Source organism: Corallococcus sp. EGB, from assembly GCF_019968905.1.
GTDB lineage: Bacteria > Myxococcota > Myxococcia > Myxococcales > Myxococcaceae > Corallococcus.
Genome location: NZ_CP079946.1, coordinates 8,989,573 through 9,016,066 on the forward strand (window position 1 = coordinate 8,989,573; position 26,494 = coordinate 9,016,066).

The 26,494-nt window shown below is 70.2% G+C and carries 19 protein-coding genes and 2 pseudogenes; 6 read left to right on the forward strand and 15 right to left on the reverse strand.

The genetic code is table 11. The features are described 5' to 3' along the window. Positions 1-140: 140 nt before the first annotated feature. Both KYK13_RS36745 and KYK13_RS36750 read right to left on the reverse strand, forming a co-directional pair. Positions 141-3,722: a M1 family aminopeptidase gene (locus KYK13_RS36745; RefSeq protein WP_223639620.1), complete on the reverse strand. Its 3,582-nt coding sequence runs from the start codon at positions 3,720-3,722 to the stop codon at positions 141-143. Further along, complete coding sequence (locus KYK13_RS36750; RefSeq protein ID WP_223639623.1) at positions 3,719-4,648, reverse strand: ABC transporter ATP-binding protein; 930 nt, start codon at positions 4,646-4,648, stop codon at positions 3,719-3,721. Before KYK13_RS36750 ends, KYK13_RS36745 begins: the two co-directional genes overlap by 4 nt. Positions 4,649-4,757: 109 nt before the next feature. Between KYK13_RS36750 and KYK13_RS36755 the strand changes: the two genes are divergently transcribed. Next, the gene (locus KYK13_RS36755) at positions 4,758-5,288 is read left to right on the forward strand and encodes a hypothetical protein (protein ID WP_223639626.1); all 531 of its coding nucleotides are present in this window, start codon (positions 4,758-4,760) and stop codon (positions 5,286-5,288) included. Positions 5,289-5,321: 33 nt separating this feature from the next. Here the strand turns inward: KYK13_RS36755 and KYK13_RS36760 are convergent, their stop codons facing one another. Next, on the reverse strand, positions 5,322-6,374 hold the full coding sequence (locus tag KYK13_RS36760; protein WP_223639628.1) for a FadR/GntR family transcriptional regulator: 1,053 nt from the start codon (positions 6,372-6,374) through the stop codon (positions 5,322-5,324). A 527-nt stretch (positions 6,375-6,901) separates the two neighbouring features. Between KYK13_RS36760 and KYK13_RS36765 the strand changes: the two genes are divergently transcribed. Next, on the forward strand, positions 6,902-8,080 hold the full coding sequence (locus KYK13_RS36765) for an acyltransferase (protein ID WP_223639631.1): 1,179 nt from the start codon (positions 6,902-6,904) through the stop codon (positions 8,078-8,080). Positions 8,081-8,327: 247 nt separating this feature from the next. On the opposite strand, the pseudogene KYK13_RS38970 reads toward KYK13_RS36765, so the two are convergent. The 10 genes and pseudogenes from KYK13_RS38970 to KYK13_RS36815 all read right to left on the reverse strand — a co-directional run. After that, positions 8,328-8,420: pseudogene (locus KYK13_RS38970) on the reverse strand (hypothetical protein); the annotation flags it as partial. Between the two features lie 51 nt (positions 8,421-8,471). Further along, positions 8,472-9,251, reverse strand: coding sequence for a sensor histidine kinase KdpD (locus KYK13_RS36775; RefSeq protein WP_223639634.1), 780 nt, complete (start codon positions 9,249-9,251; stop codon positions 8,472-8,474). 193 nt (positions 9,252-9,444) lie between these two features. After that, positions 9,445-9,645: pseudogene (locus KYK13_RS38975) on the reverse strand (two-component system response regulator); the annotation flags it as partial. A gap of 136 nt (positions 9,646-9,781) precedes the next feature. Continuing rightward, complete coding sequence (locus KYK13_RS36785; RefSeq protein ID WP_223639637.1) at positions 9,782-10,147, reverse strand: VOC family protein; 366 nt, start codon at positions 10,145-10,147, stop codon at positions 9,782-9,784. A gap of 32 nt (positions 10,148-10,179) precedes the next feature. Next, positions 10,180-10,956, reverse strand: coding sequence for an AraC family transcriptional regulator (locus KYK13_RS36790; RefSeq protein ID WP_223639640.1), 777 nt, complete (start codon positions 10,954-10,956; stop codon positions 10,180-10,182). Continuing rightward, positions 10,956-13,436: an ATP-binding protein gene (locus KYK13_RS36795; RefSeq protein ID WP_370645235.1), complete on the reverse strand. Its 2,481-nt coding sequence runs from the start codon at positions 13,434-13,436 to the stop codon at positions 10,956-10,958. The genes KYK13_RS36790 and KYK13_RS36795 overlap by 1 nt, the downstream gene beginning before the upstream one ends. 71 nt (positions 13,437-13,507) lie before the next feature. Next, on the reverse strand, positions 13,508-15,988 hold the full coding sequence (locus tag KYK13_RS36800) for a sensor histidine kinase (protein WP_223646942.1): 2,481 nt from the start codon (positions 15,986-15,988) through the stop codon (positions 13,508-13,510). 119 nt (positions 15,989-16,107) lie between these two features. Then, a complete protein-coding gene (locus KYK13_RS39420) occupies positions 16,108-16,644 on the reverse strand; it encodes a hypothetical protein (RefSeq protein WP_370645236.1) in 537 nt (178 codons plus the stop codon). Positions 16,645-16,849: 205 nt separating this feature from the next. After that, complete coding sequence (locus KYK13_RS36810) at positions 16,850-17,518, reverse strand: glutaminyl-peptide cyclotransferase (protein ID WP_223639643.1); 669 nt, start codon at positions 17,516-17,518, stop codon at positions 16,850-16,852. Positions 17,519-17,544: 26 nt separating this feature from the next. Continuing rightward, the gene (locus KYK13_RS36815) at positions 17,545-18,765 is read right to left on the reverse strand and encodes a helix-turn-helix domain-containing protein (protein ID WP_223639646.1); all 1,221 of its coding nucleotides are present in this window, start codon (positions 18,763-18,765) and stop codon (positions 17,545-17,547) included. 114 nt (positions 18,766-18,879) lie between these two features. Here KYK13_RS36815 and KYK13_RS36820 point away from each other — a divergent pair, with 114 nt between their 5' ends. Further along, a complete protein-coding gene (locus KYK13_RS36820; protein WP_223639649.1) occupies positions 18,880-19,587 on the forward strand; it encodes a thioredoxin family protein in 708 nt (235 codons plus the stop codon). Positions 19,588-20,359: 772 nt separating this feature from the next. Beyond that, complete coding sequence (locus tag KYK13_RS36825) at positions 20,360-21,757, forward strand: hypothetical protein (RefSeq protein WP_223639652.1); 1,398 nt, start codon at positions 20,360-20,362, stop codon at positions 21,755-21,757. Between the two features lie 104 nt (positions 21,758-21,861). Here KYK13_RS36825 and KYK13_RS36830 read toward each other — a convergent pair whose 3' ends face one another. Next, positions 21,862-22,065, reverse strand: a complete 204-nt coding sequence (locus KYK13_RS36830) for a YtxH domain-containing protein (protein WP_223639655.1) — start codon at positions 22,063-22,065, stop codon at positions 21,862-21,864. 217 nt (positions 22,066-22,282) lie between these two features. Between KYK13_RS36830 and KYK13_RS36835 the strand changes: the two genes are divergently transcribed. Then, a complete protein-coding gene (locus tag KYK13_RS36835) occupies positions 22,283-23,842 on the forward strand; it encodes an alpha/beta hydrolase-fold protein (protein ID WP_223639658.1) in 1,560 nt (519 codons plus the stop codon). Between the two features lie 220 nt (positions 23,843-24,062). Further along, a complete protein-coding gene (locus KYK13_RS36840) occupies positions 24,063-25,322 on the forward strand; it encodes a hypothetical protein (RefSeq protein WP_223639660.1) in 1,260 nt (419 codons plus the stop codon). A gap of 28 nt (positions 25,323-25,350) precedes the next feature. On the opposite strand, the gene KYK13_RS36845 is transcribed toward KYK13_RS36840, so the two are convergent. Next, complete coding sequence (locus KYK13_RS36845) at positions 25,351-26,481, reverse strand: spore photoproduct lyase family protein (RefSeq protein WP_223639662.1); 1,131 nt, start codon at positions 26,479-26,481, stop codon at positions 25,351-25,353. Between the last annotated feature and the right edge of the window lie 13 nt (positions 26,482-26,494).

The following is a 26,494-nucleotide window of genomic DNA, read 5'->3' on the forward strand; positions in this document are numbered from 1 at the left end:
CGGACCCCCAAGGTCCGCCATGCCGGGGACGCCCTTCGCAATCAATGTGCCAGGTCAGCCTCCGGAGGGAGCGACGCGCCAGGTGCGTCTGACCTCATGACAATGTGTCCCCGGCGTGCGGGGACACGCGTGTCATCACGTCACGGAGGCGTGAGCTTCACCTGGGCCTGCTCGCGGCGCAGCTGGAGCACGCGCACGTCCGGGTCCACCAACACCCGCTCCGGCTCGAACTCCGAGCGCAGCGTCACCTGTACGGACTCGCCGGCTCCGGGCTCCACGCGCGTCAGGGCTTCCGCGATGCCCTCGGGCGCGGTGGACTCCCCGGCCTTGGTCACCGCCACCTCCACCGGCATGCGGCCCGTGCCCACGTTCGTCACCGTCGCCGTGGTCACCCACTGGCCGTGGTCCTTCGTCACGCGCGCGTCGGTGACGCGGTACTCGGGCACCACGACCTCGAAGAAGGCCTGCCGGGTGAAGCGGTCGAAGGCTTCAGGAGAGGGCGCGAAGGGGCGCATCACCCGAAGGAAGTCCTGCAGCACCGGGTGGTCCGCGTTGTTCATGTATTGCTCCAGGAAGGCCTGGAGGCCCGCGTGCATCGCGTCGCGCCCCATCAGGTCCTCCAGCATCCAGAACGTCCAGCCGCCCTTCTCGTAGAGGACCACCGTGTCGCCGTCGCGCGAGCCGTCCAGCTTCACCAGCGGCTGCTCCGCGTCCACGCGCCGCTCCTTGCCGTAGCGCTCCTCCAGGCGCTTCGCCATCTGGCGGCGCGCCTCCTGCCCGTCGAGCTGCTCCATGAGCTTCAGCGCCGAGTAGTGCGACATGCCCTCCGACAGCACGTTGCCGCCGGGCCCCTTGCCGGGGATGAGCAGGTTGCCCCACCACTGGTGCGCGGCCTCGTGCGCGGTGACGAGCAGCACGGCGTTCGACTCGGGCGTGGAGCGCGTGAGGAACCCGATGGACTCCGAGAAGGTGATGTCCGTGGGGAAGCCCTGCGCGTAGTTGTCCAGGCCGGCGAACTCGGACAGCTTCAGCTCCGCCCATGGGAACGGGTGGAACCACTCCGAGTAGTACCGGCGCGCGCCCTCCAGCCCCCGCATCATCTCCGGCACGTTGTAGCCATGGGCCGGGTCGTGGAACACCACCGAGCCCGCGCCCTCCACGCGGGTCCATTTCCCCGCGATGACGTTGAAGAAGCTCACCGGATGGTCGCTCCGCCACACGGTGGTGCGGCGGCCGTCCTTCACCGTGTCGCTCTCGCGCACGCCCACGGAGTTGAGCGTGTAGGCCTCCGGGCCGCTCACGCGGATCCGGAGGGGGAACGGCCTGTTGCTGCCCCACGCGGACTCCGTGGGCCCTTCGTAGAAGTCGTCCGGGTACACGCGCGGCTCGTATTTGTTCTCCTTCGGGTCGATGCCGCGCTCCTCCTCGTAGCCCACCACCGGCGCGAACGTGGGCGTCTCGCTGGTGAGCACCGCGCCCGAAGGGAGGATGAACTCCTTGAGCGCGCCGCCCGCGCGGGACACGCCCGCGGGCACATGGCCCGAGTACTGGAAGCCCACCGTCACCTTCGCCCCGGGCGCCAGCGGCGTGGAGGGCGTGAAGACATACAACCCGGAGCGGTCCTCCGGCGTCACGTCCTGGCCGTCCAGGGTCCAGCGCACGTCCGTCCAGCCATCGCCGCCGCTCAGGGCGAAGCGCGGCAGCGCCACGGCGTGCCGGTTCATCAGCGTGTACGTGCCCTTCATGCGGAAGGCGCTCGCCTCCGGCTCCAGGTCCACGTCCAGGTCCACGTCCGCCAGCATGGGCTGCGGCGCGTCCTTCCACGTGGCCAGGTTCTTCTGCCAGTACTCCTTCGCGCGCTTCTTCGCCGCCGCGCCCTGGTGGCCCTGCCCCACCGCGATGCCCAGCCAGGTCAGCGCCACCACCGGCACGGCCAGAGACGGCGCCAGCCGCCACAGCCCACGCGCCAGGCCCGAGGGCTTCAGCCCCTCCAGCGTCGTCACCGAGTCGCGGACGCGCCGTCCATCCAGGCGCACCGCCAGCGCGGTGAAGAAGACGGCCCCGCCCAGCGCGGCCACGCGGTTGAGCACCAGCGCGGCGCGGTCCACCTGGAACGCGCCCAGGTCGGTCCACCGCACCGCGTCCCACAGCGGCCAGTTCGTCACCCAGTTGAGGTCACCCCGCACGGCCACGTAGCCGGTGAGGCCCAGGGCGGCCAGCGCCAGCGCATAGGTCCCGAAGCGGCCTCCCGTCACCGCGCGAGCGGCCAGGATGAAGCCCGTCCACAGGAGGAACGTGGGGAACAGCAGCAGCCCCCACACGAGCACGTACGGCGTCAACGACAGCGGCACCTTGCCCTGGGACAGCTGCACCAGCGTGCCCGCCACCGCCATGGCCACGAGCAGCGCCACCGCCACCAGGCTGTTCGCCAGCGCCTTGCCCAGCAGCACCGACAGCGTGCGCACCGGCGTCGCGTCGTGGATGGGCGCGAAGAGGGAGGACTGCTCGCGCTCCAGCGACTCCACCACGTAGAACATCAACAACAGACACACGAGCACGGACGCCTGCCCCATCGTGCGCACCGCGAAGCGGCCGGGCACCAGCAGCACGCTCGTGTCGAAGGGGCCCACCGCCGTGGCACCCTCGGACACCATCTGCAACATCAGGAGCGGCAGGAACAGGTAGAGCCCCGGCTGCGACAAGAGGCCCCTCCCCTCCGCGCGCGCCACCGTCCACAGTCCCGCCCAGAAACCCGGCGGACGGACGCCCATGCGCAGCGCGGACAGGGGCGCCTCCGCGTGCGACAGCGCCACCTGCTTGGGAGGCGCGTCCAAGACCGCCCCCCCGCTGGGAGCCTTCGTGCGCACCTCGCCGCGGAGCGCGCGGCGGAAGTGGCGTTCACTCCAGGCCACCGCGCCCAGGCCCAGGGCCATGAGCACGAAGCGGCTGGTGACGAAGAGGGCGTCCAGCCCCACGGGCTGCGTGTTGTAGAAGTCCACGCCCCGGTCCACCTTGATCCACGTCTCCGTGAGCCACCGGAAGCCGCCGGGGTCCAGCGCCATCAAGAAGCGGTTCACGCGCGGGTCCAGCCAGCCGGGGGACCAGTCCCAGAGGAAGAAGGCGCAGAGGAAGAACAGCCCCACCGGCAGGAAGTACACCGGCACCGCGCGGCGCGTGCGCTCCCCCGTGGCGAAGGCCATGCCCGCCATGAAGACGATGAGCGGCAGGCCGAACCACACCGCGGCGCTCACGTAGTTCCCCCACACGAGGGGCCCGCGGAACTCCGCGTCCGCGCCCGCTGGCACCACGTGGTGGAAGAAGACGAGCAGCCCCATCATCCATCCAAGCGCCAGCACGTATGCGCTCAGCACGCCCGCGAACTTGCCCCACACGTACTCCGCGGGCGTCAGCGGCGTGGTGTGCAGGACCGGCTGCACGCGGGCCTCGTCGTCGGAGATGACGGCCATGCCCGCGCCCACGGACACGAAGAAGGTGAACAGCATGAAGGTGAGCAGCAGCACCGCCTGCGCGACGGCGAAGGCGCTGGTGATCCACGCCTTCTTGCCCCCCACCTCCGAGCTGCCCGCTTCAATGGTGACGTTGCCGGAGGACACGCCCCACACCACCGCCAGGAGCAGCACGAGCAGCACCCAGAACAGCGGGCGCCGCACCTGGTGGCGCCACTCGGTGCGCGCCACGCGCCAGAGCCGGGCTGCGTTCATGTGCCCACCGCCGGGGCGGACTCCGGAGCCACGGGCGCCGGGGCCGTGGGCTCGGGCGCGTCCTTCATCAGCAGCAGGTAGGCGTCCTCCAGCGTGGGCGGCGTGCGCTCGAAGCCTGGGGGCACGGGCGTGCCCGGGGCCGCGTGGATGCGCACGCGGTTCCTGCCCTCGAAGAGCACGGCCTGGGTGACGCGGTGGGCCTGTTGGAAGGCGGCCATGTCGGCCGGGGGGACGGTGCCCTCGAAGAGGGTGTCGTGGAGAGCGGCCTTCGCTTCCGTGGGGCTGGTGATGGCCACCACGCGGCCCTGGCGGATGACGGCGAAGCGCGGGCAGAGCATGGCCACGTCCTCCACGATGTGCGTGGACAGGAGCACCGTGCGCTCATGGGCGACCTCCGCGAGCAGCCGGTAGAAGCGCTGGCGCTCCTCGGGGTCCAGGCCCGCGGTGGGCTCGTCCACGATGATGAGCTTGGGGTCGCCGGCCAGCGCCTGCGCGATGCCCAGCCGCTGCCGCATGCCGCCGGAGTACTCCTTCACCTTGCGCTTCGCCGCGAAGGTGAGGTTCACGCGCTCCAACAGCTGGTCACACAGGACCTTCAGTCCCTGCGGCGCGGTGACGCCCTTGAGCTCCAGCAGGTAGCGCAGCATGTCCTGTCCGGAGAGGTACGGGTAGAAGCCGAACTCCTGCGGCAGGTAGCCCAGGTGCGGACGCAGCGCCTCCGGGTGGCGCACGAGGTCCAGGCCGTCGAGCGTCACCTCCCCAGAGGTCGGCTCCAGCAGGCCGGAGAGGATTTTCATCAGGGTGGACTTGCCCGCGCCGTTGGGCCCGAGCAGGCCGAACATCCCCTTGGGGACGTCCAGGTCCACGCCACGCAGGGCCGTCACCGGGCCCGGATACACCTTCACCAGATTGCGCAGGCTGAGCATGTGGCCCGTTCTACGCCGAAGTCGGGTGCTCCATTTCCGGCTTCGTGCGAGAAGCGGGTACACGCTGCATCTGTAGACGCCTTCACGCGGCGTGATAGACAGCCAGACCATGAACCTTCGACCTGTCTGTCTTTCTCTTGTGTTGGGTGCCTTCGCGGCCCTGGGCTGCTCGGGTCCGGCCTCTCTTCAGGGCCGGGCTCTGAAGCAGAACGAGTACCGGGGCTATGGCGAGTACCTGCCCGAGCGCGACCGCGAGGTGCTGGCCCAGGCCGAGGCGGTGAAGGACGTAGCGTCGGTCATCTTCCTGCAGGAGACGTTTCCGGAGGGCATCGAGATGACCCCTCAAATGCTCCAGGTGAAGGCCGGGTATTCGCACCAACTGCTGGGCAAACTGGCCTTCAGCCGGGGGCAGGTGGACTCCAAGCAGGACCTCATCGAGCACGTGCGGCAGGTGGCAGTGGCGGCGGGAGGTGACGCGGCCGTCGGCATCTTCTTGCTCACGCCAGCCAATGACTACAGTCAGGCGCAGGCGGTGGAGGCGGTCATCATCAAGCTGGATCCCCGCGTGCGCGCGAAGCTGCGCCCTGCCGAGGCACCGGTGAAAGATGGCTCGCGCGCACCGGGCGTCGAGCAGATCTAGGCTTCGTGAGTCCCCTCCGTACGGGAGCCCGGTTCAAAACAGACGCTCTTCATCAGGGATGGTGTGAGGAGCCGCATGAACAGGCGCTCTCGGCACGTCCTCCCCAATGCAGTCCCCCCGTGGCTCGCGGGAAGTGGGTTCAGTCGCAGCCGGGAGCCGTGGTGTTTCCCGGTCTGGCTCCCCAGGGAGGACCTCCCCATGAGGGAAGGGGGCACTCACCGGCGCCGTGTTGTCTTCAATTGCCGGCGCGGAATGGCCAACGCCCTGCCCCTCGTCACCAGGCAATGCCTCCGGCGATTCCTCCTGCGCGACTGGCACGGGATCGTTGGAGAAACACTCCTGAGCGCACGGGGACTCGGCGGAGACCGCTTCCTTCGGAACAGGAGCGAAGGCGTTCAGCAAGCGGTCATCGCAGGCCTTCATCAGCTTGGGCAGGTCCTGCTGGAGCGCCCGCGTGTCACGCTCTCTCAGGGCATCCGTCGCGCAAATCACCCACTGGCGCAGCGCTTCACATTCCATGAAGGGCAGCAGTCGGGCCGGGCCGCCCAGGAAGGCCCGCTGCAGGGATTGAACGAGGAGGACATGCCCGGGCCGCTCCGCCACCCGGGCCGCCAGCCGGAGCAGCTCGAACTCCACCTGGGCGCACCGCTCTCCCAATTCCCACTTCGCCGCGTCCCAAAGCCTGAAGCAGAGGCTGCCCAGCACGTCCAGGTCCCGCTCGGAGGCCTTCGCGCAGCAGTCAACCAGCAGCTCCACCAGCACCTGCCGCCGGAGGCTGAAGTAGCCCTCCAGGAGCCACCGGGCCTCCGGCGAACGCGCGTCATGCAGCGCCAACCCCAGGTTCTCCAGGGTCAGCGACTCATCCAGTGCCACCGCGCGCGTCTTGCGTCCGGAGCGCTGCACCACCAGGCCCCGCGCCGCCAGCCGCCGCAGCGCCTCACGAATGGTGCCCCGACATACGTTATGGCGACGCGCCAGCTTCGCTTCCGAGCCGAACTGCCCGCTGGGCGGCAGCCGCCCCAGAGCGATATCGCGCTCCAACTCCGCCTCCACGTATGCCACGAGCCCACCCCGCCCCATCCCCATTCCCCCTTCCTCGTCCCAGCATCGCCATCCAACCACAGGGGTCTGACATGGATGGATGCGCAGGCCCGCCGTCCGAGCCGCCCGCGTGGCCGGCGTGCCCCCCGGGGCGCGGGCTGCGAAAACCTGTCCGACTGTCGGACAGGTTTTGAGACAGCGCGCCCGGCGGGCGGCTCTGCCCGGGGTCCCGAATCGTCGTCCGCGCGGGCACACCGTTCGCATTCACCGCGCCACGGAGAGAGGTGCCCGTCCCTGGCCTGAGGCTGCGACGCTCTCTCCGACAGCCACGGGTTTTCGGGAAAGTGCGTCCGGCTGGGGACGCTGGCCGTGGTCTCACCTCCGCGCCCCCGCGGGTCCGTCTCGCGGTCCGCCGCGGTGTTTCTCAATGCGTGCGCCCCTGGGCTCCTGCGACTCGAACGTGTCCGACTGTCGGACGGGGTTGGAGAATGCGTCTCCCCTGCAGCCGAGCAGCTCCACGGTGCAGGGTCTGATTGAGGGACGCGCGGGGGGCTGCGAGACTCGCGGCCGTCATGGCTTCCTCCCGGCAGCAGCTGGATGCGCTCACGGGGCTGCGGTTCCTCGCGGCCGCGCACGTCGTCGCCTACCACGTGTATCACCTGGTGTTCACCGGCGCGGAGGCACCACCGGCGCTGCATGGGCTGCTCGACAGCGGGTACGTGGGCGTCAGCTTCTTCTTCGTCCTGTCGGGCTTCATCCTTGGCTACAACTACCTGGAGCGGCCGCCGGACACGCGTGAGGCGCGCAAGGCATTCTGGGTGGCCCGCTTCGCGCGCATCTATCCCGTCTATGTGTTGGGCCTGGCCATCGCCGCGCCCGCGTACCTCAAGGGGCTGCGCGACGCGTGGGCAGTGGAGCCGTCGGAGGCGTTGCGGCAGGCGGAGGCGTTGGTGCTCACGCCGCTGCTGCTCCAGAGCTGGACGCCGTGGACGGCGCTGGTGTGGAACGGCGCGGGCTGGTCGCTGGCGGTGGAGGCGGTCTTCTACGCGCTCTTCCCCTTCCTGGCGGGGCGGATGAACCGGCTGGGGACCCGAGCGCTCACGGTGGGCGTGGTGCTCGCGTATGGGGCCGCGCTGTTGCTGCCGGCGCTCTACATGGTGGTGGATCCGGATCGCACCGGGGGCACGGCGTCCGCATACAACTCCGGACCGTGGATGCTGGCGCTGCGCTTCAACCCGCTGGCGCGGGTGCCGGAGTTCGTCCTGGGCATCCTCGCGGCCCGCCTCTTCATGCTGCGCGCGGGAGCGGCGCCGCGTCCGCGTCCGGTGCTGCTGGCGGTGGTGGGAGGCGGGGTCGTCGCGGCGCTCCTGGGGAGCACCTCGCTGCCCTTCCCGCTGCTGCACAATGGGCTGCTGGCGCCGGTGTTCGCGGCGTTGATCCTCCTGCTGGCTCGGAGCGAGGGCGTGGTGGCGCGGGTGCTGGCCTCCCGGCCGCTGCGTCTGCTGGGAGAGGCGAGCTACGCGCTCTACCTGCTGCACATGCCGCTGCTGTTCGCCTGGAAGTCGGTGCTCAAGCGGCTGGGTGCGTCGCCCACGTCGGTTTGGGCGGTGGCGGTGTTCTGCGTGGGGACGGTGTGCACGAGCGTGCTCGCGTATGAGCGCGTGGAGAAGCCCGCGCGCGGATGGATCCGCGACCAGTGGGTGCGCCGGGGCGCGGGGCAGCGCGACGCGGGCCTCCAGCCTCGGACGTAGGAACGACTACGCGCTCATTGACTGGGACCTGCGGTGCGGAGCGCACTTGACGGGTCCCAGCTGCGCGAGCAACCGGCCGATCTCCACCAACTCCACGGGCTTGACCAGGTGCAGATCGAAGCCGGCGTGCTCGCTGCGGGCCCGGTCCTCCGGCGTCCCATACGATGAGGTGCGCGTCCGAGGCCACGCGCCCCCGCAGCTCCTGCGCCATCTGATAGCCGTCCAGGCCCGGCAGACCGATGTCCAGGATGATGACGTCGAAGGTGCCAGGGGTCGCCATGGCGAGCGCCTCCGAGCCGTCCGAGGCGACCTCGACGGTGTGGCCCCACATCTGGAGCATCTCGCGCAGGCCTTCGCGCGCGTCGGGGTTGTCATCGACCAGGAGGATGTGTCACTTGCCCCTGCGGGACTCGATGCGCTCCACGGTGGCTTCAGGCCGCGCACCCTCCGTGAGCAGCGGCAGCGTGACGGTGAACGTGCTGCCCTGGCCCCGGCCCTCGCTGAAGACCTCCGCCTGGCCGCCGTGCTCCTCCACCAGGTGGCGCACCAGCGTCAGGCCAATGCCCAGTCCGCCCCGGCTGCGCGCGAGCCCCGCGTCCAGCTGCGCGAAGAGCTCGAAGATGCGCTCCTGGTACTCTGGCCACAGGCCGATTCCTGTGTCCTGCGCGGAGACGCGCACCCGGGAGCCCTCGGCCACGTGGGCGCCCACGGTGACGATGCCGCCTTCAGGCGAATCCTTGGAGGCGTTGTCGAGCAGGTTGGTGAAGACCTGCTCCAGGCGCGTCCGGTCGCCGTCCCCCCAACAGGGTCCGGTGGAGAGGGCTTCGCGCAGGATGAGCTTGCGCTCCTCCATCACGGGCCGCGCGGCGGCGAGCGTGTGTTGCAGCACGGAGTGGAGGTCCAGCCGGCCGCGGCGCAGGGCGTACTTGCCCCGGGTGATGCGGCTGACGTCGAGCAGGTCATCCACCAGGTGGCGCAGGTGGCTCACCTGCCGCTCGAGGATGGCGCGGCGGCGCGCGGCGGCCGCGGACAGGCCATTGGAGTCCTTCTGCCCGAGCAGTTGCACCGCGACGGAGATGGCGGCCAGGGGGTTGCGCAGCTCGTGGGCGAGCATGGCGAGGAACTCGTTCTTCTTGCGGTCGGCCTCCTCCAGGCGGGCGGCGTTCGCCAAGGCCTCGCGCTCCACGCGTCGCAGGCGCAGGACGCTGTTGACGGTGGCGATGAGCTCTCCGGGGTCGAAGGGCTGGGTGAGGTAGACGTCCGCGCAGGCCCGCGACCTTCTTCTCCGCGGTGATGAAGGTCGCGGAGGTGTGGATGATGGCGATCTCCCGGGTGCGGGGGTCCTCCTTCAGCCGCCGGCACACCTCGTAGCCGCTCATGTCGGGCAGCTTCACGTCGAGCACGATGACGTCCGGGTGCGAATCGACGGCGAGCCGCAGGGCCTCCCCGCCGGTGACCGCCTCCAGCATGTCGTAGCCCGCCTGGCGCAACGAGAAGGTGCCCACGTAGAGGCTCGCGGGCGTGTCGTTGACGTGGAGGACGGTGGCTTTGATGGCAGCGAGCACGGCGACGCTCCCAGGGAGGAGCCGAGCCGGCTTCTACCGCGCGCCAGCGACGCACGCGACCTGGGATCATCCCACTCCCCGCCCCCTTACGCGCAGCGCGTTCCAGGCGGGCGGAGAGTGTTGGAACCGCGACGGCTCAAGGCTCCGTCCACACCGCCAGTTCGTTGCCCGTGGGGTCCGTGAAGTGGAAGCGCTTGCCTCCGGGGAAGGAGAACGTGTCCTTCACGATGCGCCCTCCGGCCTCGCGCACCTTGGCCAGCGTCGCGTCCAGGTCCTTCGAATAGAGCACCAGCAGCACGCCGCCCTTGGATACCTGGCGCTCCTTGTCGAAGCCACCGTTCAGCCGCCCGTCCATGAAGCTCGTGTAGTCCGGGCCATAGTCCTCGAACCTCCAGCCGAACACGGCGCCGTAGAAGCGCTTCGCCTCCGAGATGTCCTTCGCGGGAAGCTCGATGTAGTCGATGCGGTGGTGCTGCTCGGCCTGCTGCGGTGCGGCGGACATGGGTGTCTCCTCCAAGTGGGAACACCCCCACCTTACGCACCCGCCTCCTGGGAGGATTGGACGAATCCGACCTGCCGCGCCTGCTCGCGCACGTATGCCCCCGGCGTCAGGCCTGTCAGCGCCCGGAATTCCCGCACCTGGTGCGCCTGGTCGTAGTACCCCGCAGCCAACGCCCACTCCGCGCCCTCCAGCCCGCGCGACAACTCCACCGCGTGCTGCATCCTCGCGATGCGGCACAACACCTTCGGCGACAGTCCCACCGCCGCGTGGAAGCGCCGCTCCACCTGGCGCGTCCCCACCCCCACCACCGCCTCCAGCGTGCGCACCGGCACCTGGCCCCTCGCCCCCAGGATGTGGTCCACCGCGCGCCGCACCCCCGCGTCCCCTTCCTGCCCGGGCAGCCGGCCCAGCAACAACCGCTCCAGCAGGGCGAAGCGCGCCGCCGTCCCCGGCGCTTCCGCCAGCCGCTCCCGCCACTCGCGCGCCTCGGGCGGCCAGAGGTCCCCCAGCGCCACCTTCGCGTCCGTCAGTTCGTTCAAGGGCAGCCGCAGGAACGGCTGCGCGCCTCCGGGCCGGAAGCGCACCGCGACGAAGGCCGCGCGCGGAGACAACGGCACCACCTCCGCCTTCCGCATGGCCCCCACCACGTGCAGCCCCACCCCACCCGTCAGGTCCACCAGGATGTCCAGACACCCATCCGGCAACACCCGGTGCACGCCCACTGGCGCCTCGCCCGACAGCTCCAGCGCCCAGTAGCACTGGACGTACGGCGCCAGCGCCGTACAAGGGAGTGCCTCCACGTAGCGCATCAGACCGCTTCCGCGACAGCCGAGCGGGGCAGCCACACCGTGAAGCATGTGCCCTGCCCCGGCCCCTCGCTGCGCGCCTCGATGCGGCCTCCGTGCCGCTCCACGATTTCGCGGCAGATGGCCAGGCCCAGGCCCAGTCCTCCGGCGTAGTGCTCCGCCGCGTTGCGCGCTCGGAAGAAGGGCGTGAAGAGCTGCGACAGGCTCTCCGCCGGAATCCCGATGCCCCGGTCCTCCACGTCCACCCGCACCTGCCCTTCCTCCTCGCGCACCCGCACGGCCACCGGCATCCCCGGCGGCGAATAGCGCAGGGCGTTCTCCACCAGGTTCGTCAGCAGCTGATCCAACCGCTGCTCGTCCCACCGCCCCACCAGCGGCGCGTCCGGGACCTCCAGGGACAACAACCCCTGGCGCTCAGGGCGCGTGACCTGGATGCGCTCCACCACCTCGCGCGCCAGCGCCACCAGGTCCATGGGCGCCACCGTCAGCGTGAAGCGCCCGGACTGCAACCGCGACACGTCCAGCATGTCGCCAATCAGCCGCGTCAGCCGGTCCACCTGTCGCGTCAGCCGCTCCAGGCTGGCGCGCTGCCGCTCCGGCGTCATCCCCGCGCTGGACTCCACCTGACGGATGAGCAGCTCCAGCGTGGCCTTCAGGGGCGTCAGCGGCGTGCGCAGCTCGTGGCTCGCCATGGAGAGGAATTGATCCCGGATGGCGATGGCCTCGCGCAGCTCCTTCTGCGTCCGGTCGATGCGCGCCGCCATCTCGTTGAAGCCCGATGCCAACTGCGCCACCTCGTCGTCGCCCCGGGCCTGCACGCGCTGCTCCGCGGACGGCGTGCCCAGCACGGCGAAGCCATCCCGGAGACTCTCCAGCCGCACCGCCACGTCCCGCCCCACCCACTGCGACAGGAGCAGTGAGATGGCCCCCGCCAGCGCCGCGATGGCCACCACCCACCCGCCCATGCGCGTCACCGGCGCGAACGCTTCGCGCAGCCCCGCCGTCACCACCACCGTCCAGGGCGTGCCCTCCACCTGCGCGTGTGCCACCAGCAGGCGCCGCCCGGACGCGCCGAACGCCTCCCGCATCCCCTCCGGCGCCGCCAGCGCCTCCTCCCCGATGAAGTCCAGCACCGGCGCCCGCATGAGCACGTCGCCCCGGTCCGTCTCGCGCAGGAGCGTCCCATCACGGCGGTCGAACAGCTCCACGTGGTAGCTGCGCGAGGCGAGCGTCGGCTGCAGGCCCAGGCGCTTCAGGGACAGCCCGCCCACCAAGACCAGGCGCCTGCCGTCCCCCAGCTCCACCGGCGCGGTGAAGACCACGAAGGGCACCCCGGCCCGGGAGAGGAAGGGCTTGGACAGGGACACCTGGTCGCCGCCCTTCAACGTCTGCTGGAAGTATTCCCGTTCCGCGAAGTTGCCGGTGCGCCGGTTCAGCTTCACGGAGGGCACCAGCGTCTCCCCCGCCGAGTCCAGCAGCCACGTCGCGTCGAACAGTCCGGAGTCGAACTCCAGCAGCTCCACCCGCTCGCGCAGGACCTCCAGGTTCCCCGTGCGCGCCGCGGCGATAAAGGCCGGGTCCCGGCTCTGCGCGCCCAGGAGCGCGCGCGCCAGCGACGCCGTCTGCTCCAGCCACGCCTTCTCCGCGACCACCGCCTGCTGCGCCTTGCCGCGCAGCTCCACCTCGAGCGCCCGCTGCGCCACGTAGGACGTCACCGCCCCCAGCCCCAGGATGGGCAGCACCGACGCCAGGGCCATGCCCCGGAACAGCCGCCAGCGCACCCCGGACAGCACGGGCAGCTCGCGCATCCCCAGCAACAGCACACAGGACAAGGCCAGCACCGCGTACACGCCCATCCCGGCCCAGGAGCCCCGCGACCCCAGCGCGAGCGTCATGTTCAGGAACAGGATGCCCAGGCCACCCAAGGCGATGCGGCAGGCCCGGCCGTGGCGTCTCCACAGGCCCACCGCCAGCAGCGCTCCCGTCGCCAGGAAGGCCCCACCCAGGAGCCGGACGAACGGCCCGAACGCCAGCAGCGACATGCGGATGAAGCTGCTGGGAATCAGGACCATCAGTCCGCCGAAGCTCAGCGCCACGCAGGCGATGAGCACCGACAGCAGGCCCCGCTCCTGGAAGCGGCGGGTCCGCTCCAGCAACAACAGGCCCGCGAGCAGCGGGTAGAGCACGAAGCCGGTGATGCCCCGGGGCAGCACCGTGGCGCCCCACCAGTAGAACGCCACCGCTCCCAGGAAGAGCGCCCGGCCCAGCCACCCCACGAACGGGGGCCAGGTGGGGTACAGCATCGCGGCGAGCATCGTCGCCGAGCCCACCAGGAAGAGGCTGCCGAGCGGGCGGACGTACGGGTAGATGAGCTGGAAGATGCTGGCCCCGAATTCGTAGGGCACGAAGACCATCGTGGTGCCCACGACGAGGCCGAAGGCCGCCGCGAACCACTCCACCCGTGCCCGCTCCAGGATGCCCACGGAAGGAGAGTACACAACCCGGGCGGAAGCGCACGGCCCGGTTGTCGCCGCCGCTCGCTCCCTGTCGCGTATCAGGCCGCTTCCGCGACAGCCGAGCGGGGCAGCCACACCGTGAAGCATGTGCCCTGCCCCGGCCCCTCGCTGCGCGCCTCGATGCGGCCTCCGTGCCGCTCCACGATTTCGCGGCAGATGGCCAGGCCCAGGCCCAGTCCTCCGGCGTAGTGCTCCGCCGCGTTGCGCGCTCGGAAGAAGGGCGTGAAGAGCTGCGACAGGCTCTCCGCCGGAATCCCGATGCCCCGGTCCTCCACGTCCACCCGCACCTGCCCGTCCTCCTCGCGCACCCGCACGGCCACCGGCGTCCCCGGCGGCGAATAGCGCAGGGCGTTCTCCACCAGGTTCGTCAGCAGCTGATCCAACCGCTGCTCGTCCCACCGCCCCACCAGCGGCGCGTCCGGGACCTCCAGGGACAACAACCCCTGGCGCTCAGGGCGCGTGACCTGGATGCGCTCCACCACCTCGCGCGCCAGCGCCACCAGGTCCATGGGCGCCACCGTCAGCGTGAAGCGCCCGGACTGCAACCGCGACACGTCCAGCATGTCGCCAATCAGCCGCGTCAGCCGGTCCACCTGCCGGTTCAGCCGGGCGATGGTGTCTCGCTGCCGCTCCGGGCTCGCCTCCCGGCCGGAGCTGAGCTGACGGATGAGCAGCTCCAGCGTGGCCTTCAGGGGCGTCAGCGGCGTGCGCAGCTCGTGGCTCGCCATGGAGAGGAATTGATCCCGGATGGCGATGGCCTCGCGCAGCTCCTTCTGCGTCCGGTCGATGCGCGCCGCCATCTCGTTGAAGCCCGCGGTGAGCTGGGCAATCTCATCATCGCCCCGGGCCTGCACGCGCTGCTCCACGGACGGCGTGCCCAGCACGGCGAAGCCATCCCGGAGACTCTCCAGCCGCACCGCCACGTCCCGCCCCACCCACTGCGACAGGAGGAGCGAGACGGCCCCCGCGAGCAACGCGATGGCCACCACCCACCCGCCCATGCGCGTCACCGGCGCGAATGCCTCGCGCAGCCCCGCCGTCACCACCACCGTCCAGGGCGTGCCCTCCACCTGCGCGTGTGCCACCACCATCCGGCGCCCCGTGCCGTCGAATGCCTCCACGAGCCCCTCCGGCCGCGCCAGCGCCTCCGCCCCGATGAGGTCCAGCACCGGCGCCCGCGTGAGCACGTCGCCCCGGTCCGTCTCGCGCAGGAGCGTCCCATCACGGCGGTCGAACAGCTCCACGTGGTAGCCGGGTGAGGCGAGCGCCGGCTGCAATTCCATCCGCTTCAGCGACAGCGCGCCCACGAGGAAGGCGCGCCGGCCCGCGCCCAGGTCCATGGGCACCGTGACCACGACGAAGGGCAGGTTCGCGTGGGAGAGGAAGGGCCGAGACAGCAGCACCTGGGCGCCGCCCCTCATCGCGTCATGGAAGTAGGCCCGGTACGCGAAGTTGCCGCTCACCCAGTTGAGCCGCACGGAGGGCATCAGCGTGTCGCCGGTGTCATCCAGCAGCCAGGCCGCGTCGAACAGCCCGGACTGCCCCTCCAGCAGCGCCAGCCGCTCCCGCATGCCCTCGCGGTTCCCCGCGCGCACCAGGGCGACGAAGCCGGGCCCCTGGCTGTACACGCGCAACATCGAGCTCGCCATGGCGGCCGTCTGCGCCAGCCACGCGGTCTCCGCGGCCACCGCCTGCCGCGCCTTGTCGTGCAGCTCCGCCTCCAGGGCCTTCTGCGCCAGGTACGACGCCATCGCGCCCACGCCCATGATGGGCAGCACCGACGCCAGCGCCATGCCGCGGAACAGCCGCCAGCGCACCCCTGCCAGGACCGGCCACCGGCGCACCCCCGCCAGCAGCGCGCACACCACCGTCAGCACGGCATACACGCTCATCCCCGACCACGAGCGCCGCGACACCACCGCGAGCGTCATGTGCAGGAACAGGAGGGCCAGGCCGCCCAGGGCCAGCCGGCACTGCACCGGCTTGCGGCGCCACAGCCCCACGGCGAGCAGCGTCCCCTTCAGCAGGAAGAGGAACCCCACCCACCGGAGGTAGGGCCCCAGCGACGCCAGGGCGAAGCGCACGAAGTCCTGGGGCGCCCAGAGCATCAGCGGCCCGAAGCACAGCGCCACGCACGACAGGAACACCGGCAGCAGGCCCCGCCCCCGGCGCAGGGTCCGCGGCTCCATGACGAGCAGGGCCATCAGGAACAGGTAGACGACGGTGCCCGTGAGGCTGACGGGCAGGACGCAGACCGCCCACCAGTAGACCGCGACCGCGGCCAGCACGAACGCGCGCCCCACCCACCCCACGAAGGCAGGCCAGGCCGGATACATGCGCGCGACGAGCATCAGCGCCGCGCCAACGAGGAACAGGCTCCCCAGCAGCCGGATGTGCGGATAGATGTATTGGAAGAGGACGGAGCCGAACTCATAGGGCACGAACACCATCGAGGTGCCCACCACGAGGCCCATCGCCACCGCGAACCACTCAATGCGCGCCCGCTCCAGGAGTTCCACGGCGCGCACCCTGACACAACCCGCCCCGAGGCGCGGGGCGCGGGTGTCGGGCGACCACGCCGTTCGTCCAATGCTTGGCGCCGCCCCTTCGGCTCGCATCCTCCGGGTGTCACGCTCCCTCACGCCCGGGCCGCTCCCACATGCGGTGCGGCCTTCGTCTTGTTGATGATCAAAAAGTCCGACTGCGTAATACCGGCCCCGCCCTTGCGAAGCACCTTGTCGCCGCCGCGCTCCACGACCCCATCGTGAAGGCCCGCTGCGAAGCGTTGCGCCGGTGAGGCTTGTCGCGCGCGTCGCAAGGCCCCAGAGCGGCGCGGGCGGGCCAGTTCCTCCACGGCCAATGTCTGGCATTGCGTCCAACGGCGGCGTGGCTGGGCCCGAGGTCGCCGGGCAAGGACAAGGCCCCTGCGGTGCGTCCGGAGATTGTCCAGGTGTGCCAGGAGCTGAAGCAAGAGGTGCTGCGCGACACGGCCCCGGACGACCACCTGATGGTAATCCTCCGCACGGGCCGCGGCGGTGGCCACCCGGGTGTGAAAGTGCAGGACTTCGAGCCCATCGACAGCGGCTCCTTCGCGCAGAAGCTGTTCGACGGCACGAAGGAGAACGGCCACTACCGCATCGGCCTGCGCACGCCGGGCGAGGCCGCGGAGGGCCATGCGCTGGGCCTTCCACGACGAGGGCCTGTCGGATGCGCAGGCCGAGCATTGGCGAGGCGACGGTCAGCCGCGCCCGGTGCCCGTACCGAGAGACTGGAGACGAAGTGCCGCGGCCCAAGGCTGCGGCAACTTCTCGCAAAGAGTCCTTCACCGCCTGCGAGCGCGACGCGCCGCAAAACCCGGAACAGGTCCTGGAGCCGCAGCATCAGTGGCGCGGGCGCCGGGGCTTCCTCACGGCGCGAACCGTGCGGCTCGCCCCTCCACCCGCGTAGAAGATGTCGCCACCGTCCGACTCGAGCCCGGTGACCGTCATGCCCTCGGGCAGCGTGAGCCGGACAAGCACGCGACCGTCTTCCGGGTCGATGCGTCGGATGTCACTCGAATCACCTTCCGCGGTGCCGTGCCACAACTCGCCCTGCGTCCACGTCACGCCCGTGACGAAGCGCTTGGATTCAAGGGTGCGCAGGACAGCGCCCGTCTCGGGGTCGATTTGATGAATCACCCGGCCGCGAAACTGCCCCACCCATAGAAACCCCTCGGCCCAGGTGAGCCCCGAGTCGTTGCCATTGCCGGGGGCAGGCACGGTCTTCAGAACCTGTCCCGTCCCAGGGTCGATCTTCCGGATGCGGCCCTCGCCGAGCTGAAAGAGGTGCCGACCATCGAAAGCGGTTCCCGCGTCGCATGGAACGTCGAGGGTGCGCACAGGTTCACCGCTCACCGGGTCGAAGGCCTGGAGTCTCTCGCCTCCGGCGAACCAGACGTTCGCGCCGTCATACGTCACGCCATGGACGCGCGAGGCGACATCAAATGGGCCGTACTCACGGAGAATCTCCGCTGGCTGTGTCTCCTCCGCCTCGCTCCGCGTCTTGTCCATGTCCACGCTCCATCCCGCGCCCCGCTCTACTCAAAGAGAGTGGAGGCTGGGAGTAACAAAGCCGTCGTGAAGCCACTGACAGGGGGTGCCACCCAGCGGCGCGCGCGGCCACTGCCGAGCGCGCGCACCCGTCCGTCCTCCGCCAGCGAGGAGAGGGCGCGTTGCACCGTGCGTTGACTTGCACCGAGCACGAGCGCGAGCGCCGAAGTCGACCAATGTTCGCCGTCCGCGAGCAGCGCCAACACAGCACCGCCCGCTCCCTCGACGGGTGGCGCGAGGACCCGCACCTCCATTGAATGCCGCGGAGCCAGGGCGAAGCCAAGAGGCGTTGCCCGGATATCCGCCAGGTCGCGCAACTGGGCTCTCAGGCGGCCCAGCTCGACGCGCAGGCGCACGCGATAGGATGCGTTCACGCGCCGCGCTCCGAATACGTCCCGGGCAAGGTCATCTCGCGAGGCCGCGCCAGGCCAGGCCTCGGCCAGTACGCGCAGGAGTTCGAACAACACGGGGCGGGTGGCCAGCGTCACGACGCGCGCGCGTGCGTGGACCGTTCGACGGCAGGCGTTGACGACGAGGTGCCCCGAGCCCAGCAGCGACTCGACCTCATCGAGCATGACCAGGCTCGCCTCGCCCCGGACGATGACTCGCGCGGCGGGGAGGCGCAGGACACGAGCGGCATGCTCGACCTCGGCGTCGAGCGAGGGGATGCGCGCACGTTCGGCGGCGCTCCGCGCGTGTCCGAGCGCGACGCGGGCGGCATGGGTGGCCCCTCGCCGCAGCGCCACCTCGAATTCCAGCAGACGCGCGACAGCCAGGGTCATCGCGGATGCACCCAGGAGGTCGAGCTCGGCCACGGCCCGCTCGGCCTCATCGACGCGCCCCAGCAACAGGGCTCGCCGCGCCTGCAACAACCGCGTGTAGCGCGCGTTCCGCCAGTCACCGTGGCGAATGAAGGTGCGCAGCGCTTCGCCGAGCGTGCGGCCGGCCCCTCCGAGGTCCCGAGACGCGAGTGCCACCTCGGCCTCCGCGACGTTGCAGCGAGCCCGCGCGAGGGCGTCGCTGGAGCCGTAGGCGCGAGCCGCGCGCCGCAGGAGCTGCGTCGCCTGCGCGAATCCCCCCATCTGCGCCATGGCGATGCCCCTCATGGCCAACGCTGGCGCGTCCTCTCGGAGTGCCACGCGCTGGAGTGCACCCAGGGGGTCTCCCTCCTCCAGTGCCCGAGCCGCCGCCATGGTGAGTGCATCCATGACGCACATCCTCTGGCACCCCTTCCGTGTTGGGAAGCCCGTCGCGTTTGTTACTCCCGGCTCGCGCTTCCCGTCCATTACGTCTGGGGCATCCACCCCAGCAGAGGAATCACGGTGACACACGCCATTACGGAGTCGAGGAGTGAGTGGCTGGCCGCGCGCAAGGAGCTGTTGGCGAAGGAGAAGGCCCTCACGCGCATGCGCGACGAGCTGAGCGCCACACGCCGCACCATGCCCTGGCTGCGTGTGACCGAGCCATACGTGTTCGATGGCCCCGAGGGCAGGGAGACGCTTGCGCAGCTCTTCGCGGGCCGAAGCCAGTTGCTCGTCTACCACTTCATGTTCGCCCCCGAATGGGAGGCCGGTTGCAAGAACTGTTCGTTCTGGGCCGATTCCTTCAACGGAGTCGTCGAGCACCTGAGTCAGCGGGACGTCAGCTTCGTCGCCATCTCACGCGCGGAGCTGCCGAAGCTGCAGGCCTTCCGGCAGCGGATGGGCTGGCGCTTCAAGTGGGTGTCATCGCATGGAAGCGAGTTCAACTTCGACTTCCAGGTGTCCTTCCGAGCAGACGCCGTGGCGCGTGGCGACGCCGTCTACAACTACGGACCGCTGCCGCACTCCGCTTCAGACATGCCAGGCTTCAGCGTCTTCTCGAAGGATGAACGCGGCGACGTCTTCCACACCTACGGGACCTACGGGCGAGGCATTGATCCGCTCAACACGGGCTATCAGCTCCTGGACCTCGTCCCGAAAGGCCGAGCCGAGGACGGATTGCCCTCGCCGATGCACTGGGTTCGCCGGCGGGACGAGTATGGCCCCTGAGCATGAGGCAGGCCCACGGGTGGAGCGCCGCCCGGCAGTGCGTGCTCCCGCGGTATCGCTGGTCCTGGGGCTCATGGCCGCGCTCCTCCCGAAATGCCCGCTGTGCCTCGTCGCGTACCTGCCGGTGCTCGGAGTGACGGTCGGTGTCGCGGGAACCCTCAGCGCGATGCTGCGCCCCGCGGGCTTCGCCGTGGCGACCCTCTCACTGGGATTCATCGTTGTTCGTCACATGCACAGACGGACGTCCGTTCAACGAGCCCCACGGCGGACGACCTGACCCGCCACAGCCCCGGCAACCGCGCCATCGCGGAGGAGACGGGCCGCTCCCGCGTGGAGGGGGCCGCCCTGCCAGGGCGACAGCAGCACCGGCCGCTTCGAGTCCCGTGGCTCCGTGCGGGCGGCGGGCCGCTGGGAGAGCACCGAGGCGAGCCTGAACAGCGGCAACGCGATGTCCACTCTTGCCGCCACCGGGGCCATGCATGGCACGCACCCTCCCCCTGGACCAGGAGGGCGTCCTGCGCGGCGAGGTCTGGGAATCCTTCGGCCTGTAGCCCTCCGCGCTACAACCGGCGGGCTTCACGTAACGCGAAGAGATACATCTCCTACGCAAAAAAAGTTTTCGGAGCCATCGTGGAAAACCACGCATTCCCTCTGAAAACAGTCACAATCCCAAACATGATTCAATCCCTGGCACGGGACCTGCTCTGACAGGGCACCACCCTCCGGCGCCCCACGCCGGAGGGGGACCCCATTCTCCGTCAGGGATTGCCCCATGCCCCATCATTCCTCGCGAGTCCTGTCAGGCCTCGTTCCGTCCTGGCTTCGCTCGCTGACCGTCTCCTCCTTCGCGCTCGGAGGGCTGCTGCTGGGCGCCCCGGCCCACGCCGCGGACCCGCAGGAAGAGCACCCGCCGGTCGCCACCATCCTCGACGTGACGCTGGAGGACGGAGAGCTGACCGCGCGCATCCTGTGGACGGACCGGCAGGAGGACCTGCCCGCGTTCTCGAAGCTCGTCTCCCATGACGGCAACGACACCGTCAACGCGGGCGTGGAGGTGACACCGAAGGCGGGCGAGACCTCGCAGGTGAAGCTGTTTGGCGCGCTGGACAAGCCCTGGGAGACGGGCTGGGCCCAGCGACTGGTGCTGGAGGACCCGAAGGGCGAGGCGCTGGCCACCCAGCCCTACGACGTGAGCCTGGACTGCTCGAACGAGAAGGAGTGCGGCCTCACGGTGTCCGCCGGCGCAGGGTCGGACAAGGGCGTGATGCACGTGAGCAGCGAGCTGGACGCCGCCGTCGCGGAGCTCGACGCGAAGTTTGGCCAGGGCGAGTACGACCTGGTGCAGGAGGTCTCCAAGAACTTCCCGGCCCTGCGCGGCGAGGCCATGGTCTACGCCCAGCAGCTCTACTGGTGGTTTCCGCGCTCCGGCCCCTGCACGTGCAGCTGGCAGTCGGTGACGGCGCGCACCCCCAACGTCACCCAGTTCATCTTCCAGTCGTACCCGAACCGGAGCCTCTACGGCTGGAACGGGCCGGGCGCGAAGCACACGCTGAGCGCCAACGCGCTGACGGCGTACCCCATCAGCCTCAACCGGACCGCCACCGGCGTCAGCCAGCTGTCGCTGCGGCTGAGCTGCTCGCGCTGGGTCTACTACTACTGGTGGGACCTCATCATCCACCGGCCGGGCGGGCTGTTCCCGGTGCGCTTCCCGTTCCCCGTCAACGTGCCCTGCACCTCGCCGTGCGCGGCCCGCTTCGACCACCTGGGGCGCGTCAGCGGCCGGACGACCATCAGCGGCGTGGCCACGGCGCAGGAGCAGGGCGCGTGGCGCGTGAACGGCGGCGCGCCGCTCATCAACCAGACCATCACGCAGAACAACGCCTTCGACAGGACCGCGACGTCCACCGCGTTCGCGTTCGTGAGCAACTACAACGCGGTCAACACGACCGGCACGGTGACGGTGCCCTCGACGTCCGGCATGGCGAGCGCCATCACCACCAACGGCCATGCCCAGGCCATCCACGGCCGGCTGTCCTGCTCCAGCATCCCCGGCCTGGCGGACGCGGCCGTCTGGGATTACGGGACGACGCAGGGCACGCCCCAGCAGAACAGCCTGCGCTCCAGCATCCAGGGCTTCTTCCTGGGCTACGGCATCCTCACCTTCCCGTAGCGCGCGGGGTCCGTGAATGAAGACACCCCGGAGGCCGGGCCCGTGAAGGGTCCGGCGCCCGGGGTGTCGGGGCCTTCGCGTCGCGCCCGGGCGCGGCGGAGGGACTACTTGTCCGTCGCGTCCTCGATCTTGTCGCCGGCCTTCTCCGCGGCGTCGCCCGTGGCCTCGGCAGCGTCCTCGGCCTTGTTCTTCACGGTGTCGCCAGCCTGCTCCATGTCGTCCTTGGCGGACTCGCGGGTGTTGCGGTGGCAGCCCACGCCCACGGAGAGGGCGCCCAGCGTCAAGGCCAGCAGCGTCAGCTTCTTCATGCGGTGTGACTCCTTCGCTTGAGGGGGGGAGCAGTATGCGTTCCGCCGTCCCCCGTGCGCGGCGCAAGGTAGGCACTGTTCACCCACTGCCAAGTGGCCAGCCCCCGGGGACATCGCGCGCCGGGTCCTGGGAGCCCCGCTGAAGGCGTCGGGGCGCGCTGCTAGCGTGAGCCCTTCACGGGGGGCCCGCGTCCCGCCCCCGGAGGCCCACCCATCCATGTCGTCGTCCGTCCGGCTCTCGCGGCCCACCCTGTTGCTCGTCCTGGCGCTGACGGCCCTCTGGGGCTGTTCCTCGGACGACCCGAAACCCACCGAGCAGCCCTACTCCGACGTCCAGTTCGACCTCACCGTTCCGCCGGAGACGCCGGTGGACGCGGAGCTCTTCCTCAAGGGCCCCAGCGCCACGTTCGGCGGCACGGACGGGCGGGGCCTGGAGCTGGTCTATCAGGGCGGCCGGGTGTTCAGCCAGAAGGCCCGGGTGCTCAAGGGCACCGCCTTCACCTACGCCGTGCGGATGACGGCGCCCACGGCCCAGGTGGCGCTGGACGCCCAGGGAGCGCCGGAGGCGGACCACACCCTCATCGTCCAGGAGAACGAGGAGAACGTCGCCCTGACGGTGGAGCGCTTCGGCGCGGAGGGAGGGGAGACAAGCGCGAAGACCGTGTTCATTGTCCACGTCCCGGACATCACGCCGGTGGATGCGAAGGTGTGGCTGACCGGGGACCTGCCGGAACTGGGGGGATGGAATGGCGCGGAGGTGGAGCTCTACAAGGCCGTGGACAGCGCCTACGCGGGCGCCCTCTCCTTCGCCGCGGGCACGGGCATGGAGTTCAAGGTGACGCGCGGTTCGTGGGAGCAGGTGGAGAAGAGCAGCACCGGCGCGGAGGTGAGCAACCACACCTTCACCACCGGCGGCGGCTTCGAGCGCGTGTCCATCGTGGTGGGCGGGTGGGCGGACCTCACCACCCCGCCGCCCCCGACCCACACGCTCACCGGAGATGTGCGCTACCTGAGCAACGTCACTCCCACGGACGCCACCCTCAAGCCGCGCGACGTCATCGTCTGGCTGCCGCCCGGCTACGACGCGGACGCCACGCGCCGCTACCCGGTGCTCTACATGCACGACGGCCAGAACCTGATGGACGCCAGCACCGCGTTCGCGGGGGAATGGAACGTGGATGAGACGGCGCAGGCGCTGGTGGAGTCCGGCCAGGTGGAGCCGCTCATCATCGTGGGCATCTACAACGCCGGGGCGGACCGCATCGCGGAGTACACGCCGGTACCGTTCCCTCCGGAGTACCCGAACGCGGGCCGCGCGGACGTGTACGGCCGCTTCCTCATCCAGGAGCTGAAGCCGCGCATCGACGCGGAGTTCCGCACGAAGCCTGAGGCGGAGTACACGGGGCTCGCGGGCTCGTCGCTGGGCGGGCTCGTGTCCATGTCGCTGGGGCTCAAGCACCCGGACGTCTTCAGCCGCCTGGGCGTGGTGTCGCCGTCCGTGTGGTGGGCGGACCGCGAAATCATCGCGGAGGTGAATGCGCTCACCGCGAAGCCCGCGCTGCGCATCTGGGAGGACATCGGCACCCACGAGGGCACCGGCAGCCAGGCGGAGACGGTGGCGGATGCCCAGGCGCTGCGCGACGCGCTGGTGGCCAAGGGCTGGGTCGTGGACAGCGACCTCAAGTACACCGTGGTGGACGGAGGCCTGCACAACGAGGCCGCGTGGAGCGCCCGCTTCGGTGACATCCTCCGCTTCCTGTATCCCGTGAAGAAGTGACGAAGCCGCCGTCCCCTCCGGATGGACGCGACCTGGGGTGGACGGACGGCGCGCCGGACGTCCATCGGCGGCGCGTCCAGCTCACGCCCTCCGCCGCCTGGTTCCAGGGCCGGTCCTGAGGCCTCGTGAACCCGTTGTGACTTGAACGCCTACCTCCAGATGTGAAACAGGCTTCCGTGTCTCAAGCTGTATTTCCACCAAGACACGAAGGACGTGTTTCATGCGTCACGCCTGGAATCGGCTGTGGTGGCTGGTGCCGTCGCTGTTCGTGGCGGCGTGTGGTCCGTCGCAGGAGCCGGTGGCTTCGCCGGAAGCGCCCGCGGAGGTCGGCGCGAGCACGCAGTCCGTGCTGTATCCGCCGCCAGTGCCCGCGAGCGGTAACATCGTGGACAGCACCGCGTACCTGGGCCCGGTGGGGCTGAACGACTCGGTGCAGACGCAGTTCACGACGAACCCGCAGTACCTGTCCTTCAGCTTCAACGTGGCGGCGGGGGCTCGGGTGAGCCTGGAGGTGACGCACCTGGGCAGCAGCATGTACCTGGACACGGGCCTGTTCATCTACGGCCCGAAGAACGCCAACGGCAGCTATGGCACCACGGTGCTCGCGCAGGATGACGACGCGGGCTATGGCGAGCTGTCCAAGGTGGCCAACCTGACGCTGGCGCAGGGCGGCGAATATCTGGCGGTGGTGAGCACCGGCACGGGCGCGGGCAAGCGGCTCCGTCTGGCGTTGGGCTGCGTCAACGGCGCCTGCGCGCAGGACGACCTCTTCACCGCGTGCGACCTGGACGTGGCCACGCGCATCGAGGTGTGTGACGAGAGCGTGGTGGAGACGCAGGGCGTGGCGCCCGCGCAGGCGCTGCCCCCGTGCACGGACGCGCAGGACGCGCACGACGCCTGGGTGTCCCAGTGCGTGATGCCCTCTGGCCAGAAGGCCTGGTGCGCCAACGGCGAGGCGGCCTTCACGTCGCGGATGTGGCCGGTGTGCAAGGACTTCTACCAGCGCTACTACGGCGCGGGCCCGCTGCCGCTCACGGAGCTGGCCCACTCCTCCGCCATCGACGCGGCCCGGGCCGCGGGCCACACCCGGTGCAAGGCCGGCGAGAATTACTGCGACGAGCTGCTCTGGACGCTCAACGTCCCGTCCATCGCGGGCACGCAGCCCACGCAGCTGGACTGGGTGGTGGAGGGCGCCTTCGCCACGCTGCCGGAGCTGTCCTCCAACCAGCGCGTGCGGTTCACGCGGCAGGCGGACCTGACGTACGCGGACTTCGCGAGCCGCATCGCGTGGATGTTCCCGGAGCTGGGCCAGGTGCTGCCGCAGGAGCTGGGCAACGGCACGGAGGTGCCCGTGGTGGCGCACCTCTACGATGACCCGCTGGTGGCCCCGGGCGCGCACGACTTCCACAACCTCTACATCGTCTACTTCCCCCAGTCGCACCGCACCGCGGTGTTCTGGCTCATCCAGCACGAGTACTGAGCGGAGAGGTCCGCCGGGGGCGGTGCGCCTAGAAGGCGTACCGCACCCGGCAGTACGGCAGGTGCTTCGCGAGCAGGGCCTGGAACTCCGCCACGTGGCGGCCCTTGAAGCCGGTGCGGTAGCGCACGTTGACGCCGCCACCCTGGGACACCTTCGTCTCCTGGATTTCAGGCCGCCACAGCAGCGCCTCCGCCTTCGGGTGCCAGCGCAGGTTCACCTCGTGCAGGCCCGCGTTGTGCGTGAGGAAGATGATTTCGCACGCGAGCTGCTGCTTCGCCCGCTCGCCGATGCCGGCGTCCACCTGCTGGAACAGCTCCACGTAGGCGTCCTGCCAGCCCTCGTGGAGGATGACGGGGGAGAAGTTGAGGTGCACCTCGTAGCCCGCGGCCACGAAGTCGTCGATGGCGGCGATGCGCTCCGCGATGGAGCTGGTGCGCACGTCCAACAGCTTCGCCTGCGCTTGCGGCATCAGGCTGAAGCGGATGCGCGTCCGGCCCTGGGGCTCGTAGGTGAGCAGCTCGCGGTTGACGAGCTTGGTGGCGAAGCTGGCCTTGGCGTTGGGCAGCGTGGTGAACAGCCGCACCAGGTCCCGCACGTTGTCGCTGATGGCGGCATCCGCGGCGCAGTCGCTGTTGCACCCGATGTCGTAGACCCACGCGTGCGGATCCACGGTGTTGGGCTCCCGCTTGGGCCCGTGCTTGTACGCGTGCTTGCGGATGGCCTCTTCGATGCGGTCGATGTTCACGAACACCGTGACCGGGTTCGCATAGCCCTTGTTGCGCGGCACGTAGCAGTACGCGCACGCCATGACACAGCCGTTCGCCGTGGAGGGCGCGATGAAGTCCGAGCTGCGGTCATTGGCGATGAAGGACAGCGTCTTCTTCACGCCCAGCACCAGGGTGCTGCCCTTGATGCGGTTCCACGCCTCCACATTGCCTTCGTTGCCGAAGAGGCCGGGGATGTGCTGGTGAGAGGCCACCTCCACCCGCTCCGCCTCCGGGTACCTCGCCAATATCTCCCTCCCGCGCGCGTGCTCCCGCACGGCGGGCTCCAGGTAGATGCGCGACACCCTCAACAGCCGGTCGAGCGGGCCAGGGCCCGCCGGGACGGGGGCCGGGCGCGGAGCGGCTTCCGGGAGGAAGAGGTCCAGGTTCTTCACGCGGCGGATGTAA